The following is a 15,149-nucleotide window of genomic DNA, read 5'->3' on the forward strand; positions in this document are numbered from 1 at the left end:
ATCATCCGCTTTGCATACTGTAAACAAAGTTATGCATCAGCTCCTTCATGTTTATAAAAATGAAATTGGAAGCATCGCCAAGCATCGAAACCGTTATGAACATAACCATAAGTCCGATGACAATCTTGATCTGAATACCTACAGAGAACATGTTCATCTGAGGTGAAACCTTAGCAAGAACTCCCAAGATTACATTGGTAATAAACGTAATAATAAATATTGGGAGAGCTATTCTAAATCCGATAACAATGTAGTCCCTAAGGAACAATACAACCGAATCAAGCATTCTGTCAGCGTGAATAACCGCACCGTTTATCGGGATCAGTGTAAAAGTATCAACAAGTGCGCTTAAGATAAATCTGTACATCCCGGATAACAAAAGAGCTACCGTAAGCACCTGTGAATACAAGGAGCCCGTTATGGTCACCTGCTGATTGGTCGCGGGATCAAAAAGATTGACCATTGAAAGACCTATCTGCATATCAACAATCTGACCGGCGAAATTAACTATCATCTCGCATAACTGAACGGCATAACCGACAAGGAAGCCTGTAATAACCTCTTTTAACACAATAACCGTGTACCCGATGATCGTGTTGTAATTGGGCGGATAAAAAGGCACCGCTCCGTAAACAAGCACAGAAAGCATGATCCCGAAACCAACCTTTACAAGATTCGGTGTCTGCCTTCCTCCAAAAAACGGACAAACAAATATAAAACTTGTAATCCTTGCAAGTATCAAAAGAAATACTTCAAGGTCGCCGTAGCTAAAAGAATAATCGATCATCTGTTTATCCCACTATCTAGCGAACATACTGCGAAAAATCGGACCAAAGCTGCGTAATATATCCCGAAAGCTCTGTGAGCATCCAGTTACCAATAAGCATGATCATTACAAACACGCCGATTACCTTAGGCACAAAGGTAAGTGTCTGCTCCTGAATAGAAGTAACGGTCTGGAATATAGAAATTACAAGACCGATTATCATCGAAGTTAAAAGTACCGGAAGAGACATCTTGATAACAAGAAAAAGCGCTCCGTTAACGATTGTATTGATATCGGACATTGTGATCATATATATCTCCTCCTTTCCAAACTAAAGTAACTAATAAAACGACTTAACAAGGTTACCGATAATAAGGCTCCATCCGTCCGCAAGAACAAAAAGAAGTATCTTAAACGGCATTGAGATCGTGGTAGGCGGTAGCATCATCATACCCATACTCATAAGCACCGAAGCCACGACCATATCGATAACAATAAACGGTACATATATCAGAAAGCCGATAATAAAGGCTGTTCTGAGCTCACTTACAATAAAACTCGGAATAAGAACGACGTTCGGAATACTCTCAAGCTCTCCGTCCCACTCTATATGGTCAATTTCCATAAAGAGCCTAACGTCCTTAGTCTGCGTCTGGCCGTACATAAACTGTCTAAACGGTCCCATTGCGGTATCGATAAACTCTTTTTGATCCATCTGTCCGTTCTCAAAAGGAATGACCGCATCATTATAGACTTCGGTAAGAGTCGGTTGCATGATGAAAAGTGTCATGAAAAGAGCTATACCTATCATCACGATATTGGGCGGTGATGTCTGGGTACCTATCGCGGTTCTCGTAAAATGAAGCGCAATGACAATTCTTGTAAAAGAAGTCATCATTACAAGAAGTGTCGGCGCAAGCGAAATCAGCGTCAGAGTAATAAGTATCCTCAAGGCGCCGTTCAGAGAGCCGTTTCCGTTGTCGTAAGTTACCGTAACGGTGTTGGCAATATTAAGTTTCTTAAGATCATCGGGATCTTCCGAACTTCCCGGGTCCGTAATATTGGTCCTCTCATCTTGCGAACCCGTAAGATTAGAGTCTCTGTCTCTGGTTGGATCTGTGGGTGTTGTGCTGTCCACAACATTTTCCGTAGCATGAACGGTGGAAGGAATCGCAAATCCAAGAAAACAAGACAAAAGCGCTGTCAGAGTGACACAAAGAAGGCACTTCTTAATTTGTGCCATAACATATTTATTCTTTTTAATGTCTCCCCACTTCATTTTCATATTACTTCTTAATCTCGCCTTTTATTTTTTCAAGAATTTCTTTAAAACTCATATTGTTTTCCGGTTCCTCTTTTATCAAAAGAGAATCCTTGGAAACCTCGCACAAAGCGGTAATCTCGTCTTTACCGACTCCGATGGCCATATATTTGTCGCCTATTCTGACGATCTGAACATATTTGGTCGCTGATATTCTTGAAGTCTCTATAACTTCAATATTGCAGCCAATACTCTTGGTCTTCTGATACCCTGCCATCCACTTGGTGACATAATAGGTAAGTGCCAAGATTCCGACAAATATAATGAGTATCACTATAAATTGTAAGTATGAATCACCGGACATACCGCTTTCTCCGAATTGTATATTAACTAAATTACTGAACTATCTCTGTAACCCTGACACCAAAGCTTTCTTCGATAACTACTACCTCGCCTTTGGCAACAAACTTACCGTTTACAAGAACATCCACGGGTTCACCGGCCACTTTATCAAGCTCAATGATGGTACCCGGAGCAAAATCAAGGATATCGGAAATAGGCTTTGCCGTTCTTCCGAGTTCAACCGTAACTTCGAGAGGTACATCCTTGATGATACCGATATTCTCGCCGCCCGCCATGATGGTTGTACCGCCTGCAAACGTCTGGAACTGAGCAGGCTGTATATTCATATTCATCATCTGAGGTGCCATCTGCATCTGCGGCATTGCCATCTGCATCTGAGGCATTCCCATCTGAGGCATAGGCTGAGCGCCCATAGCCGAAGCATCGGGAGCAGGCATAGGCGCAGGTGCAGGAGCGGGTGCAGGAGTCGGTGCAGGTGCAGGAGCTGCTTCAGCTTCGGCATTCTGCTCACCGGAAGTCTTATTCTCTGCAGTGATAACTGTGTCTTTTAACTCTTTTGCAAATTCCACGGGATATAACTGCATAAGTGTGGAATCAACGAGTTCACCGACTTGCATCTTAAAGGAAATTTTTACAAAAGTACCTGTAAGAAAATCAGCGATATCGGAAGGATCGTCATTGATCATATCAAGTACTGTCGCAGACGGAGGGCTGATATCAACCTTTGAATTGATCATGGTTGAAAGTGATGTGGCAGCAGCACCCATCATCTGGTTCATTGCTTCAGAGATAGCTGAAAGCTGCAATTCTCCGATCTCACCTTCAATATTGGTACCGTCTCCTCCCATCATCAGGTCTGTGATGACCATAACATCATGCTCTTTAAGAATGAGGATGTTGGTTCCGTCAAGTCCCTGTGTATATTTGATCTGAATGAATACACAAGGCCTCTCATAATTGTTTATTACATTCTCCCAATTAGCCAGTTCAACCTGAGGGGTTGTAATATTAACCTTCTGATTGACGAGAGAGTAAAGTGTTGTTGCAGACGAACCCATGCTTATGTTGGCAACTTCACCAATCGCATCCTTCTCTGAATCGGTAAGAAGCGATTCGTCTATATCTCCACCTCCTACCGTAGCTGCAGGAGCTGCAGGTTCAGGTGCTGCGCCATCGGCGGCATCTGCAGCGGGAGCATCCCCACCGGCTGATGTATCCATACCGGACAATAAAGCATTTATTTCATCTTGAGATAACATTCCATCCATGCTCCTACTCTTCCTCCTCTCTTACGACCGACGTGATCCTGACGGCGTATTTATCTTTTGTCGTACCCGGTAATGCGGTAAATTTATACAGATTACCAACATATACCTGCATATCCGTATTAACTCTGTTATCAAGTCTTATGATATCTCCGGCCTGAAGATGAACAAAATCATTGACCGAGACATTACACCTTCCGAGAACCGCTTTAACCGGCACATCAACGTGTTTGACCATTGCCTCGATATATTCGTCAAAGCTCTCATCGGTGTTCTTCTGCATTGTTGAAAACCAGAACTTGGTATTGAGCTTGTCCATTACACTCTCAAGTGTGAAATACGGAAGACATACATTCATAAGTCCTTCTGTCTCTCCGATCTTGATGTTGAGCGTTACGATCGCGATCATGTCCGTGGGCGATATGACCTGTGCAAACTGCGGATTGGTCTCAATCCTCTCCATAACAGGGTTGATCGCTACAACGTTCTGCCACGGCTCAACCATAAGTTGCATGCAGATAGTAACAAGCTTCTCAATAAGCGGCATCTCAATATCGGTGAACGGACGGGGCCTATCCAAGGTTCCTCCGCTACCTCCAAGCATTCTGTCGATAAAAGAAAAACCTATATTTGCCTGCAACTCCAAAATAATGTTTCCCTGTAAAGGAAGAAAACTTATAACTCCAAGGATTACAGGATTGGAAAGGGCGTTGCTGAATTCCGAATATGTAACGGTCTCGGAATTGGCTACCGTAACCACAACATTTTTTCGAAGATATAACGGCAATGTGGTGGATAATAATCTTCCGTAATGTTCGTAGATCATCTCAAGCGTTCTGAGGTGTTCCTTAGAGAACTTGGCAGGCCGTTTAAAGTCGTAATCCTTGACTTTCTTCTCGTCCGCCGCCTGCATTTGATCTACATCAAGTTCACCGCTGTTAAGTGCTGCCAACAGACCATCTATTTCATTTTGTGACAGTACTTCACTCAAATTGGTTCTCCTTCCTCTGAATTACACTAAACATAAGCAAATCAGATGATAATTAGTTATACAAAATACTGCTAAAGGTTACATCATATATAAATGCTGAACCGTAAAGTGTCTGAACTCCCTCAAGGATCTCAGCTCTGGCCGCCTCTGTATCAGCCTGAAGCTCTTCCATTGAATACTTTGAAAGAACATTAGTAACCTGCGATTTTACAAGATCTCTTGTTCCCGCAAGTGATTCGCTCGAACCATAGGTTGCGTAATCTGGACTTGCGGTATTCATTGAAAATACAACTTCTACAACCATAATATGTGACTTGCTGTCAGCACCCGGCTTAAGGTTGATTGTAAGCTTATCCTGGCCTGTAAATCCGAATGTCGCGATATTTGAAACCTCAACGACTCCCGTATTATCAGGTGAAAAACCACCGCCTGCTCCGCCGCTGGCTTCAAGCTCAAGAGCTGCGGCAATATCGGAAACAAGCTTAGCCGTCTGCGAATTGGTTGTCATCACCGAGAGAAGCATGAAACCTGTCATAGCAATATTTACAACCAGTAGTGCCAAGATGATTATCGATAATAGATTCTTTTTCATATAGGATTGATCCCCCTCTTTGTTAATATGAAGAACTAAGTGGATTATAAATCTTTATCTCTACTCTTCTGTTGCGAGCACGTCCCTCATCCGTCGAGTTATCGGCTATCGGACTGTATTCGCCGCGCCCCGTATGTATCAGATTGGCCGGATCGAGATTCGTATTTTCTACAAGGTAGTAAAATACCGAAAGCGCTCTTCCGGAACTAAGTTCATCATTATTGGAATATTTGCCTCCGGAAGTCATCGGAACATTGTCTGTATGACCTTCGATCTCAATCGTACCGCCCGCATATGTTTCAAGAACCTGTCCGAGTTTATCGATAACGGGAATTGCATCTTCCTTAAGATATGTCTTACCTGAATCGAAAAGAATCGAACCTTGGATCGTAAGCTGTACATACTGGCTTGTATAATTAATATCTACATCATTTTGAATCTGTTCTTCTTCAAGAGCCTTCTCGATCTGTTCCGCAAGTTCCTGAGATGCCTCCAGCTGTTCTTCTTCCGCAGCCTCCAAAAGCTCCGCTTGTTCCATGTCGCCCACGGCAGCTTCTTCCGAATCGGAATCGTCACCGCTCTGTGCAAGTCCCATAGAAGTAATATAGCTTGAAAGTTCGGTTAACTGCGAAACACCGTCTCCTATAAGTGCACCCTGACCTATTGCCATCTCTCCGCCTGAAAAAATACCAAAAGCAGAACTAAACGAAGCGGCAACTTCTTCAAATTTTGCAGCGTCCATAGTTGACATGGAGAAAAGCAAAACGAAAAAGCACAAAAGAAGGTTCATAAGATCGCCAAACGTCGCGGTCCAGGCCGGTGCGCCGGGTTTTACTTCTTCCGCTTTTTTTGCCATTACTCTGCGCCTCCCTCAGTAGCACCGCCGCCGTTATCAGCTTCATAAGCCGCTCTGTCGGCGGGTGAAAGGAATGATTTAAGCTTCTCTTCGGTAACACGTGGGTTCTCTCCTGCCTGAATGGAAAGGAGACCCTCGATAACAATACTCTTAGCCATATATTCGGCATTACTTCTTGCCTTCAATTTACCCGCAGCAGGGAAACAGAACCAGTTCGCTACGATAGATCCATACAAAGTAGTGATAAGAGCAACCGCCATGGAAGGACCGATCTTGGACGCATCACTCATATCATTAAGCATGTTAACAAGTCCGATAAGGGTACCGATCATACCCCAAGCAGGACCCTGACCTGCGATATCTTCAAAAACAGAATAATTGGATTTGTGCCTGTCGGCCATGGAATCAATCTCAGCCTCAAGAATGCTCTTAACAAGCTCAGGCTCGGTACCGTCAACGATAAGCATAACGCCCTTTTTCATAAAAGGATCGTCAAGTGCGCCCGCAGCTTCTTCCAGAGCAAGCAAACCTTCTTTTCTGGCTGTATTTGAAAGATCGATGATCTGCTTGATAACACCCTTGGTATCATTAGCAGCCACCTTAAAGATCATTGTATAACTTTTTAAAGCCCCAACATATTCCGGAATACTTCTTGACGCAAGAACCGCCATGTTAGATCCACCGATAGTGATAAGAGCAGACGGTACATCCAAAAAGTTTCCTACGGTCTGAATACCACCGGATGTGATAATACCCAGAAGCATCAGAATAATACCCATTGCTACACCGATAATTGACGCAATATCCACAGCATTTACCCCTCATCTGAAAAAAATTTAAAGTCCACCGTTAATCTTAGTGTATATTTCTTCAAGCTTCTCTTTTACAAGAAGCTTGCGTCCGGTCGTAAGAATGATCACAGTATCCGGATTGGCCTCAACGCTTTCTATGGCCGCCGGATTGATAAGTATCTTCCTTGTATCAAGTTTGGTAAGCTCGATGATACCTGAATTCATAGTGCCTTTCGCAATAAAATTTCATTTTTGAATGAAATTATTGAATGAAAATTGAAATTTTATTTCCAGATACTAATATTTTACCACTTTTCGCCTTCAAAATCTCGTATTTGCGTTTACATGTAAGCGTGTTTTGAATAAAAATTTCATTTTTACACTTGTTTTATGAAACTTTATTGTGCATCTATGCTATTTCGTAACTAATTAACGGTTACTTATAAAAAGACATAGTACTACATATTGTGGTATTATACTTATTGTAACACATTTTTTGGTATAGTACAGCATTAATTCAAAAAGAAACCCTACTTCCGACAGAAAAGTAGGGTTTCTATAACTTTGCCTATGTTTTTTAACTATTATCTCTTAAGGTTTGTAAGTTCCTCAAGAAGTGTGTCAGATACAGTAATGATACGGCTGTTAGCCTGGAATCCACGCTGTGTAGTGATCATTTCTGTAAACTGCTGTGAAAGATCTACGTTTGACATCTCGAGTACGCCGGTATTCATGTAGCCACCGTCTGTTGTGATATCCTGGATTGTTGCTTCTCCTGAGTTAAGAGTAGAAGCATAGAGGTTATCACCTTCCTTAGAAAGACCTGATGCATTGGCAAACTCTGCAGATGCAATCTGTCCGAGAAGCTTAGTCTGGCCGTTTGAATAGTTAGCGAAGATACGTCCGTCTGTTCCTACAGATACACCGTTCATCTCACCAACGGCACGTCCTGTGTTAAGTGATGAAAGATCACCCTTTGTAGCTGTGATTGTTGATGATCCGTTAGTGTTGTAGTTTGTAAGTGTTGTAAAGTCAAAGGAGATTGTATATGCTCTCTCCTGCTCAGCTGCGTTGTTAGGTGATGCCTGGAAACCGAAAGCCTCAAGTCCGGGATAACCCTGTCCGAAAGTCATGTTGATCTTGGCATTCTTGTCGTTGTCGGCTGAAAGGATTGATCCGTCATCAGCGTTAAACTTAAGCTGAACTGTGTGCTTACCTGTTGTAAGTGTAATCTGACCATATGTTGCAGAACCGGGTGTATTGTCAATTGTATACGTTCCGTCTGTACCGTAAGCTCTTGCCATGTCATCTGTGATTCCATATACTTTGCTAAGCACACCTGCGTACTTTCCTGCAGCATCATCAGTTGAACTTGCTTTTTCAAGAAGGTCTGCGATATTTCCTGTTGTAGGAACATCTACATAAGCCTTGCTTGTCTTATATCTGAACTTTCCGTCACCTGTTGACTCGAACATCCCCTGTCCTGAGTACTCACCTACAAGACCATTGGGTGTTCCGTTCTGATAATGAGAAATCTTAATTCCACCTGTCTTCTTATCGATTGATAATGTATACTCTGTTCCGTCAGTAAGAGTAGATACATCAATTCCGAATACGTTGCTGATAAAGTCAGCGTTCATGTTATCTGACGCAGTATCCTTAGTAACTGTTTTCTCGAGCTTATCCTCAGGAACGAAGTATGATTTTCCGTATGTATCTACGCTTGTATATACATATGCGGGAGTTTTTGTTGTAAATGTTGCTGTATTAGGTGATGCACTTACAGCAGCCTTATTCTCATAAGATACTCCTGCTGAAGGATAATCAGTTGTAACCTCATCAGTAACCTTATAGTTTAAAACAAATCCGGTTGTTCCTGAGATTTGTGTAAATTTAACTAATTTATCAGAAACGTCATTCTGTCCATTAAGCTCACTATCTATAAGGGAAACAATATACTGTGCTGCGCTGATTGCATCTGCAGTATAATTTCCATCCGCAGGATCTTCAACAGATACAAGAGCTAGATTTTCATAGCTTAAATCTGCGGCAGCGTTTGTACCCCAATCAAGATTAAATGCTGCGCTCAAGTCTGTAAGTCCCTGCTCATGAGCAGAGAAATCACCCTGAACAGTTTTTGGAGTAGCATCAGTTGTCTGATTCTCTGTCAGTTTTAAAGTAAGCTTACCATCGGTATATGTATACTTAAGTACGCCTGTTCCTGTATATCCATCAATTGCATCAATTAATGAATTACCATTTGCATCTTTGAAGAACTCCATCTGTGCCTTCGCCTCGGGAGTAATTGTATTATCAGCTGAAGCATTAATATTGTTTGTCTTCTTGTAGATGTTTAATTTTCCACCTGCAGTCATCTCATATCTGTATTCATCACCGTATGTCTGGTTTATTCCAAACACATCTGAAAGAAGATCTGCAGTAAGATTCTTTGCCTCATTGGGAGTTCCTGTAGGAACCTTATAAGCCACATTTCCGTCAATCTGTGTGTAATACTTAACTGTCTCATTGGGAGTTCTGAAATCAATATTAGCAAACTTGGTTGTGTTAAAGCCTACATAAGAATCAGATGAATCAGGGCTCGGGAAATCAGAGACTTCACTTCTGATTGTAAGCTCTCCGCTTGAATCGATTGTGTACTGTGCTGTCTCCCAAGCATCTCCGAGCTGTGCCTTTACTGCATCATCAGATAAACCGTATGCGTTTGATAAAAGGTTTGCATAAGGTGAATTACCTGCAGACTCTGCTGACATAAGATTTTTAAGGTTTCCTGTAGCGGGAACGTTATCAAACTTAACATCACCGTCTGCCTTATTTATAACAACGTGTGCAGAATCCGTTCCTGCAACGATGCTGTAATTGGGCTCAGTCTTGCTGGGCTTTGATGATCTTGAAGAAGCTTCTGTGTTACCGAAAGTAATCTGGCTCATAAGATCATACATATTCTCGTTTTCGTTAATTGACTTTCCGTTAGAGTCAATAATATCTGTAAGCGTAAGAGCATACATGTGCTCGTCCTCAGGCTTTGTATCCTTAAGTACGAACTTACCTGTGTAGAGGTAGCCCTTGTTATCATAAAACTCAAGAGTGATTGTCTTTCCATCGTCAGACTGAACGTTCTTATCTCTTGCATCGATATTTCCGCTTATAAGTCCGGCTGTTGTAGAAGCAGGTGCATATGTGTAGTTAGCAGCACTCATGATCTGAAGACCAGTGAGAGTTCCCTTGTTGATTGTGATCTCACCTGTTTCACGATCTTCTTTTGCAGCCCATCCCTGAACAAGATATCCGTTAGACTGCATTGCAAGGTTACCTGCACCGTCTACGTAGAAAGAACCGTCTCTTGTGTAAAGGTTCTGAGTTCCGTTATTAACAACAAAGAATGACTCTCCTGTGATCATGATATCAAAGGGGTTATTTGTTGTCTGAGTTGCGCCCTGCGCTGTAATTGCTGTGTTGATTGCTCCGGATTTAGCGCCAAGACCGATCTGACGTGCGTTTACACCACCCTTAGTCTCAGTTGCGCCTGAAGCTGTCTGTGTTGTCTGATACATAAGATCAGAGAATGTGATTGACTGAGATTTGAAAGATGTTGTGTTAACGTTGGCGATATTGTTACCAATAACGTCCATTTTTGTCTGGTGGGTCTTAAGTCCTGCTACACCGGAATACAAAGATCTCATCATAAGGCAAAGTCCTCCATCATAAATAAATAAAAAGGTTATTAAATTGGATTTTGGACGGATGCTTTGTGATTTTTAAGATGCTTCCTTCTGTCGGTCGGGAAGCTTAGATTTCCTGACGGCAAGGCACTTCGGGCTCATTACCGCTTCGGTCCAATCCATTATACTATCACTGCACCGTCTATGTTTGTAAATACGTTGTTCTTGTTTTCGGTCTGATCCATTGCTGTCACTACCGTGTTATTCGGAACATTTACTATAAACGCAAGCTCATCAACCAGAATAAGTGATTCTTTGATGCCTTTTTCTCCGGCCTCTATTTTGCCCTGGTTAAGTCTCTGCATCTGCTCCTTGGAAAGCTCGATGTTTCTGTCGTTAAGTCTGTTCACGGCATGCTTAGAAAACTTAAGGTCCTCCGTACTATAACTTTTATCGGCAGATTCCTTAACTTTATTTAGAACAGATGCAAAAGAATTTTCACCTGCGGGAATATTTTGTTTATTCTTATCATCCTTGGGCAAGTTACCGGTTAAATACTGGTCTTGCACCTGCCCAATGGATAAGAACTGACGATTATCCATCATCATGATTTATTCCTCCGCTAATTTTATCGGTTACTGTTTTGAAACAACCCTGTGTGTGTCGCCTCTAAGTTCGTCGATCTTATCGACATATTGCTGAAGTGCTGTCTTGTAATCATCTTCAACAACCTGCTTGGTAGCAGAATCAAGTGCCATATAGTACTTGTAAAGCTCATCAACCTTTTCGCCATGATCTTCTAGTGTGACATCTTCTTCGTTCTTGGGAAGATTCTCGATGGCTTTTTCAAACTCACCGAGAGCATCGTTGAGTTCATCAACTCTCTTCTTATACTGAGTAAGTGCGGTTACATAATCCTTATCGATGAGGTTCTTGGTCTTGTCATCGAGATTATTGTAATAATCATACATTGTAAGGATCTTCTCACCGTGCTCACCAAGGCTGATAAGATCGAGAGTTCTGGGAAGCCCGTCAATGTTCTTCTGAAGATCTTCAACGATCTGTGTCTGCTTAACATAATCGCTGTTAAGTACCTCGGTAACATCATCAATACTGTAATTGTTGCCGTTGATGGTAAGGTATGCCTTGTTTCCGCTGTATGTAACCATATCGACAACACCCTGTATCTCGGATGTCTTACCTGTTTCTGCATTTACCTGCTTAATGGTAACGGTCTTACCAACCATTTCAGATGCTCTGGACATGCTCATGGCATTAGCCATATTAGAAAGCTGCTCAACCTGAGTAAATGTCGCATACTGTGAAATATACTCGGTATTGGATGTAGGCTCCATGGGATCCTGATATTTCATCTGAGCTACAAGGATCTTAAGAAAAGAATCTTTGTCGTAGCCTGCAGCTGTGTTCATATCCTTTGACGCTTTTTTAGTATCGAGATTATCGATCTTACCATCCTTGATAACGGCGCTTACAGGATTAATATTGTTATCTGCCATAATACCCTCTTTCTATAAGCTGTTGCTTATGCACTGAAATCTACGGTATTTCCGTTCATTGCCATCATCTGAGCTTGAAGCTTTTCTTCTTCCTCGAGGCTTTCATCGATATCCTTTATCTCCGAAAGGTTGATCCTGCGAAGGCTCTTTTTATTCTTGGGATCCTCTCCCTGAGCTTCCTTCTGATTGCCTCCGTCGAGGTTCTGCTCAAATCCGTGACTTGCTATCGTAACTTCTACGCTTGTAACCTTGATGCCTTTCTCTTCAAACTTTTGCTGAAGCATTACCAGCTGACTCTCGACCGCTTCCTTTACGATCTCGTTCTGAGCCGCAAACTTAGCAACAATTCCATCCTTGGTGCTTGTAAGATGTACACTTACGTTACCAAGACTTGCGGGATGAAGTGAAAGTTCCATTGATGTAACGTCTTCCTTGGCTGTTACAGTGATCTTCTCTGTAATCTGTCTGATCACGTTTTCCATCTGAGCTCTCTGCTCAAACACTTCCGTGTTCATTACATCAAATTCGTTTGTTATCGTATCCGTGACGTTCTTAATAAAGTTATTGAAGAAAGTCTCCGGATTAGCCTGCTTGTTCAGGCTGCTGTTATTATTTTGGTCTGTTTCATGGGAAATTTCGATGGGTTTAAAGTCATGATCCACATCTTCTTCGTAAGTCACTTTAACAGTTTCTTTTGTCTTGTTCCCAATTAAAACATCATTGTTTTCTTCAGGTTCATCTTCCATGACGGGAACTGTCAAAGCTTCGGGATCCTTTTTGCCTTCACCCTTAAGTTTTTCAGAAAATTCCTCATGAGTAATGCCTATAGCCTCTTGAAATTCTTCCTCAGTTAAGTCGAACTCATTCATAAGTTCGCTTCCCATACTATCCGCATCCTCTATGAGGTCCTGCAATGATGCATATAGGTCTGAGTCTGTGATAAGATCAAGGGCTGTGTCATTAGAAGTTGATGCCAAAACGACTTGCTGTAAATTGTTTGGAATAAGCAGATCCGCTGCTGTAAGTCCAAGCACCTGCATAGCGTTTATGATATCTTCTTCAGACATTTCAAGCTTTTGTGCTATCTTAGAGATAAGCTCTTTGCCTTCTTCATTGATAGCTTCCTGCAGCTCTTTTGAAGCCTCCTTGCCTTGTGCTCCGTTATCCGCATCCTTAACGATCTGTGTTGTCTCCTCTGTTAAGTTTGTGTCATCGCTAAGTTTGTTTTCATTCTCTCCGGAGACCGTCTTGGTCTGATTAAGAAAAGAATTGTTATCTTTAGACTGAGCGGATACACCCTTTGTATCCTGCTGCATCTTACCAAGGTTATTTCCGTTGTCATTTGCTTTGGTGTTCATAACAGTCTCGGAAACCTTTCCCAAGATGTTGTCAAAGCTCGCGCCTGCCTTGGATGCAGTCTGTCTAAGTTCGGATAAAGCGGAAACATTTGCGGCTGCAGTGCTCTGTGCCATGATCGGCATTACGCTGTTAACTGCGTTTGCTGCACTGCTCATTAAATGTCCTCCTTCCGATATTAACTTTTGTGCATAAACATAGTTATACACTTTCAGTTTGTATATCGGAGTATTTAATCCAAACTTTAGAGAAAAATCAAACTTTTTTATATAAATTATCCGGTAACCTGAGTGGATTTTTTTTCAAGTGCTCCGGGCTCAAGAAGCTGTGTAAGTTTGGCTGCATTCGGCTTTTCCATCTGAGCAAGGATGTCTCCTCTGTTCTCAACGCTCATCTGAGCCAAAATACGAGCTACAAGCTGAATCTGATTCTCTGCGACCATCTCATCAAAGATCTTGGCAGCCTGTTTAGCCTTCATGCCCGAATAAGTTGTGGCAAATGCCTTAATGGCAGCTTCATCGAGATCGCCTTCTTTGATCTCTTTATAAATTCGCTCGGCATCCTCGGGATTTATAGTCTCATACCACTGTGTATATGTTTCTGTAGACGGTGCGTTCTCACCGTTAACCATTTCCTCGTAAAACTGTTTACGCTGTTCATAAAATGCTTTTTGCTGTTGTTCAAAAGGTTCAAGCCTTGCCACTTCGGTTTTAAGTCTGTCTATTTCGGAAGCATACGCGCTGTTTTGCTCCATTTCATCCTGAAGAGCCTTCTCAAGCCTCTTAATATAAGCATTGGCCTGTTCCAGAGTTGTGATAGAATCGGCATCTTCTACGGAAATGTCAACATTGGCACTATCCGGAAGTGAAACTACCGCAACGTCGTCATCCTTATCCAATACTTCATCCGGAAGGATAAGATTAAGATAAGGAACATCTTTAATGATCGGAGCCAAAATATCGGAACCGAAATTACCAACGTTCAGTTTGATCAAAAGGCACATAATGGCAAGCCAAATAAGAACGATAAGAAAAGTGATGACCAAAGTGGCAAGTCCGCCGGCGTCATCCCCGCTAAGATCGGCTGCTCTGTCGGCAAACTCTTTTTCTTTTACCCTCTGTTCTTTTCTCTGTTCGCGAAGCTGTTTTCTGTATTCTTTTTTATCAGCCTTAAGCTTGGCTTTTGCCGCCTTGGGATCGTCAAACGGCGGCATTGTTAAATTGGTATCTGCCATGATCAGTTATTCTCCTGTTGTCTCTGTCCGTAAGTAAAACTGCTTCTCTGGTCGTTTTCCTTGGCTTCTTCCTGTTTTTCTTCTTCAAGATATTCGGCGTAGGCTCTTTCCCTCAAGGTTTCCTGCATCTTTCTTTCTTGGATGGCCCTTGTGAGCCTGACACGAACCTTTTCCACTTCTGCCTCATGTTCCTGAACAATCTTGTACTGCGAAGCGATCATAACGTCCATCTGCGCAGTCGCATACTGATTGTCGAGAATATCCTGAAGCGGAAGAGTCTCTTCGTTTCGAAGCTTCTCGGCTTCGATAAGATAATTCTCTTTTCTGTTTATATATTCATCCAAAATATCATACTGCCTGTTAAGCTCGGCCTGGGCAGCGGCAAATTCCATTTTTATCTGCCCTTCGGTCTTTTGCTTGATATTTAGGACACTTTGCATTCTATAGACAAATCTCGCCATACACTACCACTTATAA

General features: G+C 42.1%; 16 protein-coding genes. All 16 read right to left on the reverse strand.

The window, feature by feature from the left end; genetic code table 11:
* Window position 1: 1 nt before the first annotated feature.
* Window positions 2–787 carry a flagellar biosynthetic protein FliR gene (locus D6856_RS11170; RefSeq protein ID WP_092242777.1) on the reverse strand — a complete coding sequence of 262 codons (786 nt, stop codon included), beginning with the start codon at window positions 785–787 and terminating at the stop codon, window positions 2–4.
* Window positions 788–803: 16 nt separating this feature from the next.
* The gene (gene fliQ, locus D6856_RS11175; protein WP_092242779.1) at window positions 804–1,076 is read right to left on the reverse strand and encodes a flagellar biosynthesis protein FliQ; all 273 of its coding nucleotides are present in this window, start codon (window positions 1,074–1,076) and stop codon (window positions 804–806) included.
* Between the two features lie 30 nt (window positions 1,077–1,106).
* Window positions 1,107–2,051, reverse strand: a complete 945-nt coding sequence (fliP, locus tag D6856_RS11180; RefSeq protein ID WP_243114080.1) for a flagellar type III secretion system pore protein FliP — start codon at window positions 2,049–2,051, stop codon at window positions 1,107–1,109.
* 1 nt (window position 2,052) lies between these two features.
* The gene (locus D6856_RS11185; RefSeq protein WP_092242784.1) at window positions 2,053–2,391 is read right to left on the reverse strand and encodes a flagellar biosynthetic protein FliO; all 339 of its coding nucleotides are present in this window, start codon (window positions 2,389–2,391) and stop codon (window positions 2,053–2,055) included.
* 31 nt (window positions 2,392–2,422) lie between these two features.
* Window positions 2,423–3,658 carry a flagellar motor switch phosphatase FliY gene (gene fliY, locus D6856_RS11190; protein WP_120686958.1) on the reverse strand — a complete coding sequence of 412 codons (1,236 nt, stop codon included), beginning with the start codon at window positions 3,656–3,658 and terminating at the stop codon, window positions 2,423–2,425.
* Window positions 3,659–3,662: 4 nt separating this feature from the next.
* The gene (fliM, locus tag D6856_RS11195; RefSeq protein WP_092242786.1) at window positions 3,663–4,646 is read right to left on the reverse strand and encodes a flagellar motor switch protein FliM; all 984 of its coding nucleotides are present in this window, start codon (window positions 4,644–4,646) and stop codon (window positions 3,663–3,665) included.
* 52 nt (window positions 4,647–4,698) lie between these two features.
* A complete protein-coding gene (locus D6856_RS11200) occupies window positions 4,699–5,238 on the reverse strand; it encodes a flagellar basal body-associated FliL family protein (protein WP_120686959.1) in 540 nt (179 codons plus the stop codon).
* A gap of 22 nt (window positions 5,239–5,260) precedes the next feature.
* Window positions 5,261–6,094: an OmpA/MotB family protein gene (locus D6856_RS11205; protein WP_120686960.1), complete on the reverse strand. Its 834-nt coding sequence runs from the start codon at window positions 6,092–6,094 to the stop codon at window positions 5,261–5,263.
* Window positions 6,094–6,903 carry a motility protein A gene (locus D6856_RS11210; RefSeq protein ID WP_120686961.1) on the reverse strand — a complete coding sequence of 270 codons (810 nt, stop codon included), beginning with the start codon at window positions 6,901–6,903 and terminating at the stop codon, window positions 6,094–6,096. The genes D6856_RS11205 and D6856_RS11210 overlap by 1 nt, the downstream gene beginning before the upstream one ends.
* 27 nt (window positions 6,904–6,930) lie before the next feature.
* On the reverse strand, window positions 6,931–7,110 hold the full coding sequence (locus D6856_RS11215) for a flagellar FlbD family protein (protein WP_243114081.1): 180 nt from the start codon (window positions 7,108–7,110) through the stop codon (window positions 6,931–6,933).
* 359 nt (window positions 7,111–7,469) lie between these two features.
* A complete protein-coding gene (locus D6856_RS15395) occupies window positions 7,470–10,589 on the reverse strand; it encodes a flagellar hook-basal body complex protein (protein WP_243114082.1) in 3,120 nt (1,039 codons plus the stop codon).
* Between the two features lie 158 nt (window positions 10,590–10,747).
* Window positions 10,748–11,173, reverse strand: coding sequence for a TIGR02530 family flagellar biosynthesis protein (locus D6856_RS11230; RefSeq protein ID WP_092242792.1), 426 nt, complete (start codon window positions 11,171–11,173; stop codon window positions 10,748–10,750).
* A gap of 27 nt (window positions 11,174–11,200) precedes the next feature.
* Window positions 11,201–12,082: a flagellar hook capping FlgD N-terminal domain-containing protein gene (locus D6856_RS11235; RefSeq protein ID WP_120686962.1), complete on the reverse strand. Its 882-nt coding sequence runs from the start codon at window positions 12,080–12,082 to the stop codon at window positions 11,201–11,203.
* Between the two features lie 26 nt (window positions 12,083–12,108).
* Window positions 12,109–13,596 (reverse strand): flagellar hook-length control protein FliK, encoded by a 1,488-nt coding sequence (locus D6856_RS11240; RefSeq protein WP_120686963.1) that lies wholly within the window; start codon window positions 13,594–13,596, stop codon window positions 12,109–12,111.
* A 116-nt stretch (window positions 13,597–13,712) separates the two neighbouring features.
* Complete coding sequence (locus tag D6856_RS11245) at window positions 13,713–14,672, reverse strand: hypothetical protein (RefSeq protein WP_120686964.1); 960 nt, start codon at window positions 14,670–14,672, stop codon at window positions 13,713–13,715.
* 2 nt (window positions 14,673–14,674) lie between these two features.
* Window positions 14,675–15,133, reverse strand: a complete 459-nt coding sequence (gene fliJ / locus D6856_RS11250; RefSeq protein ID WP_092242805.1) for a flagellar export protein FliJ — start codon at window positions 15,131–15,133, stop codon at window positions 14,675–14,677.
* Between the last annotated feature and the right edge of the window lie 16 nt (window positions 15,134–15,149).

The organism is Butyrivibrio sp. XB500-5 (assembly GCF_003625505.1).
GTDB lineage: Bacteria > Bacillota > Clostridia > Lachnospirales > Lachnospiraceae > Butyrivibrio.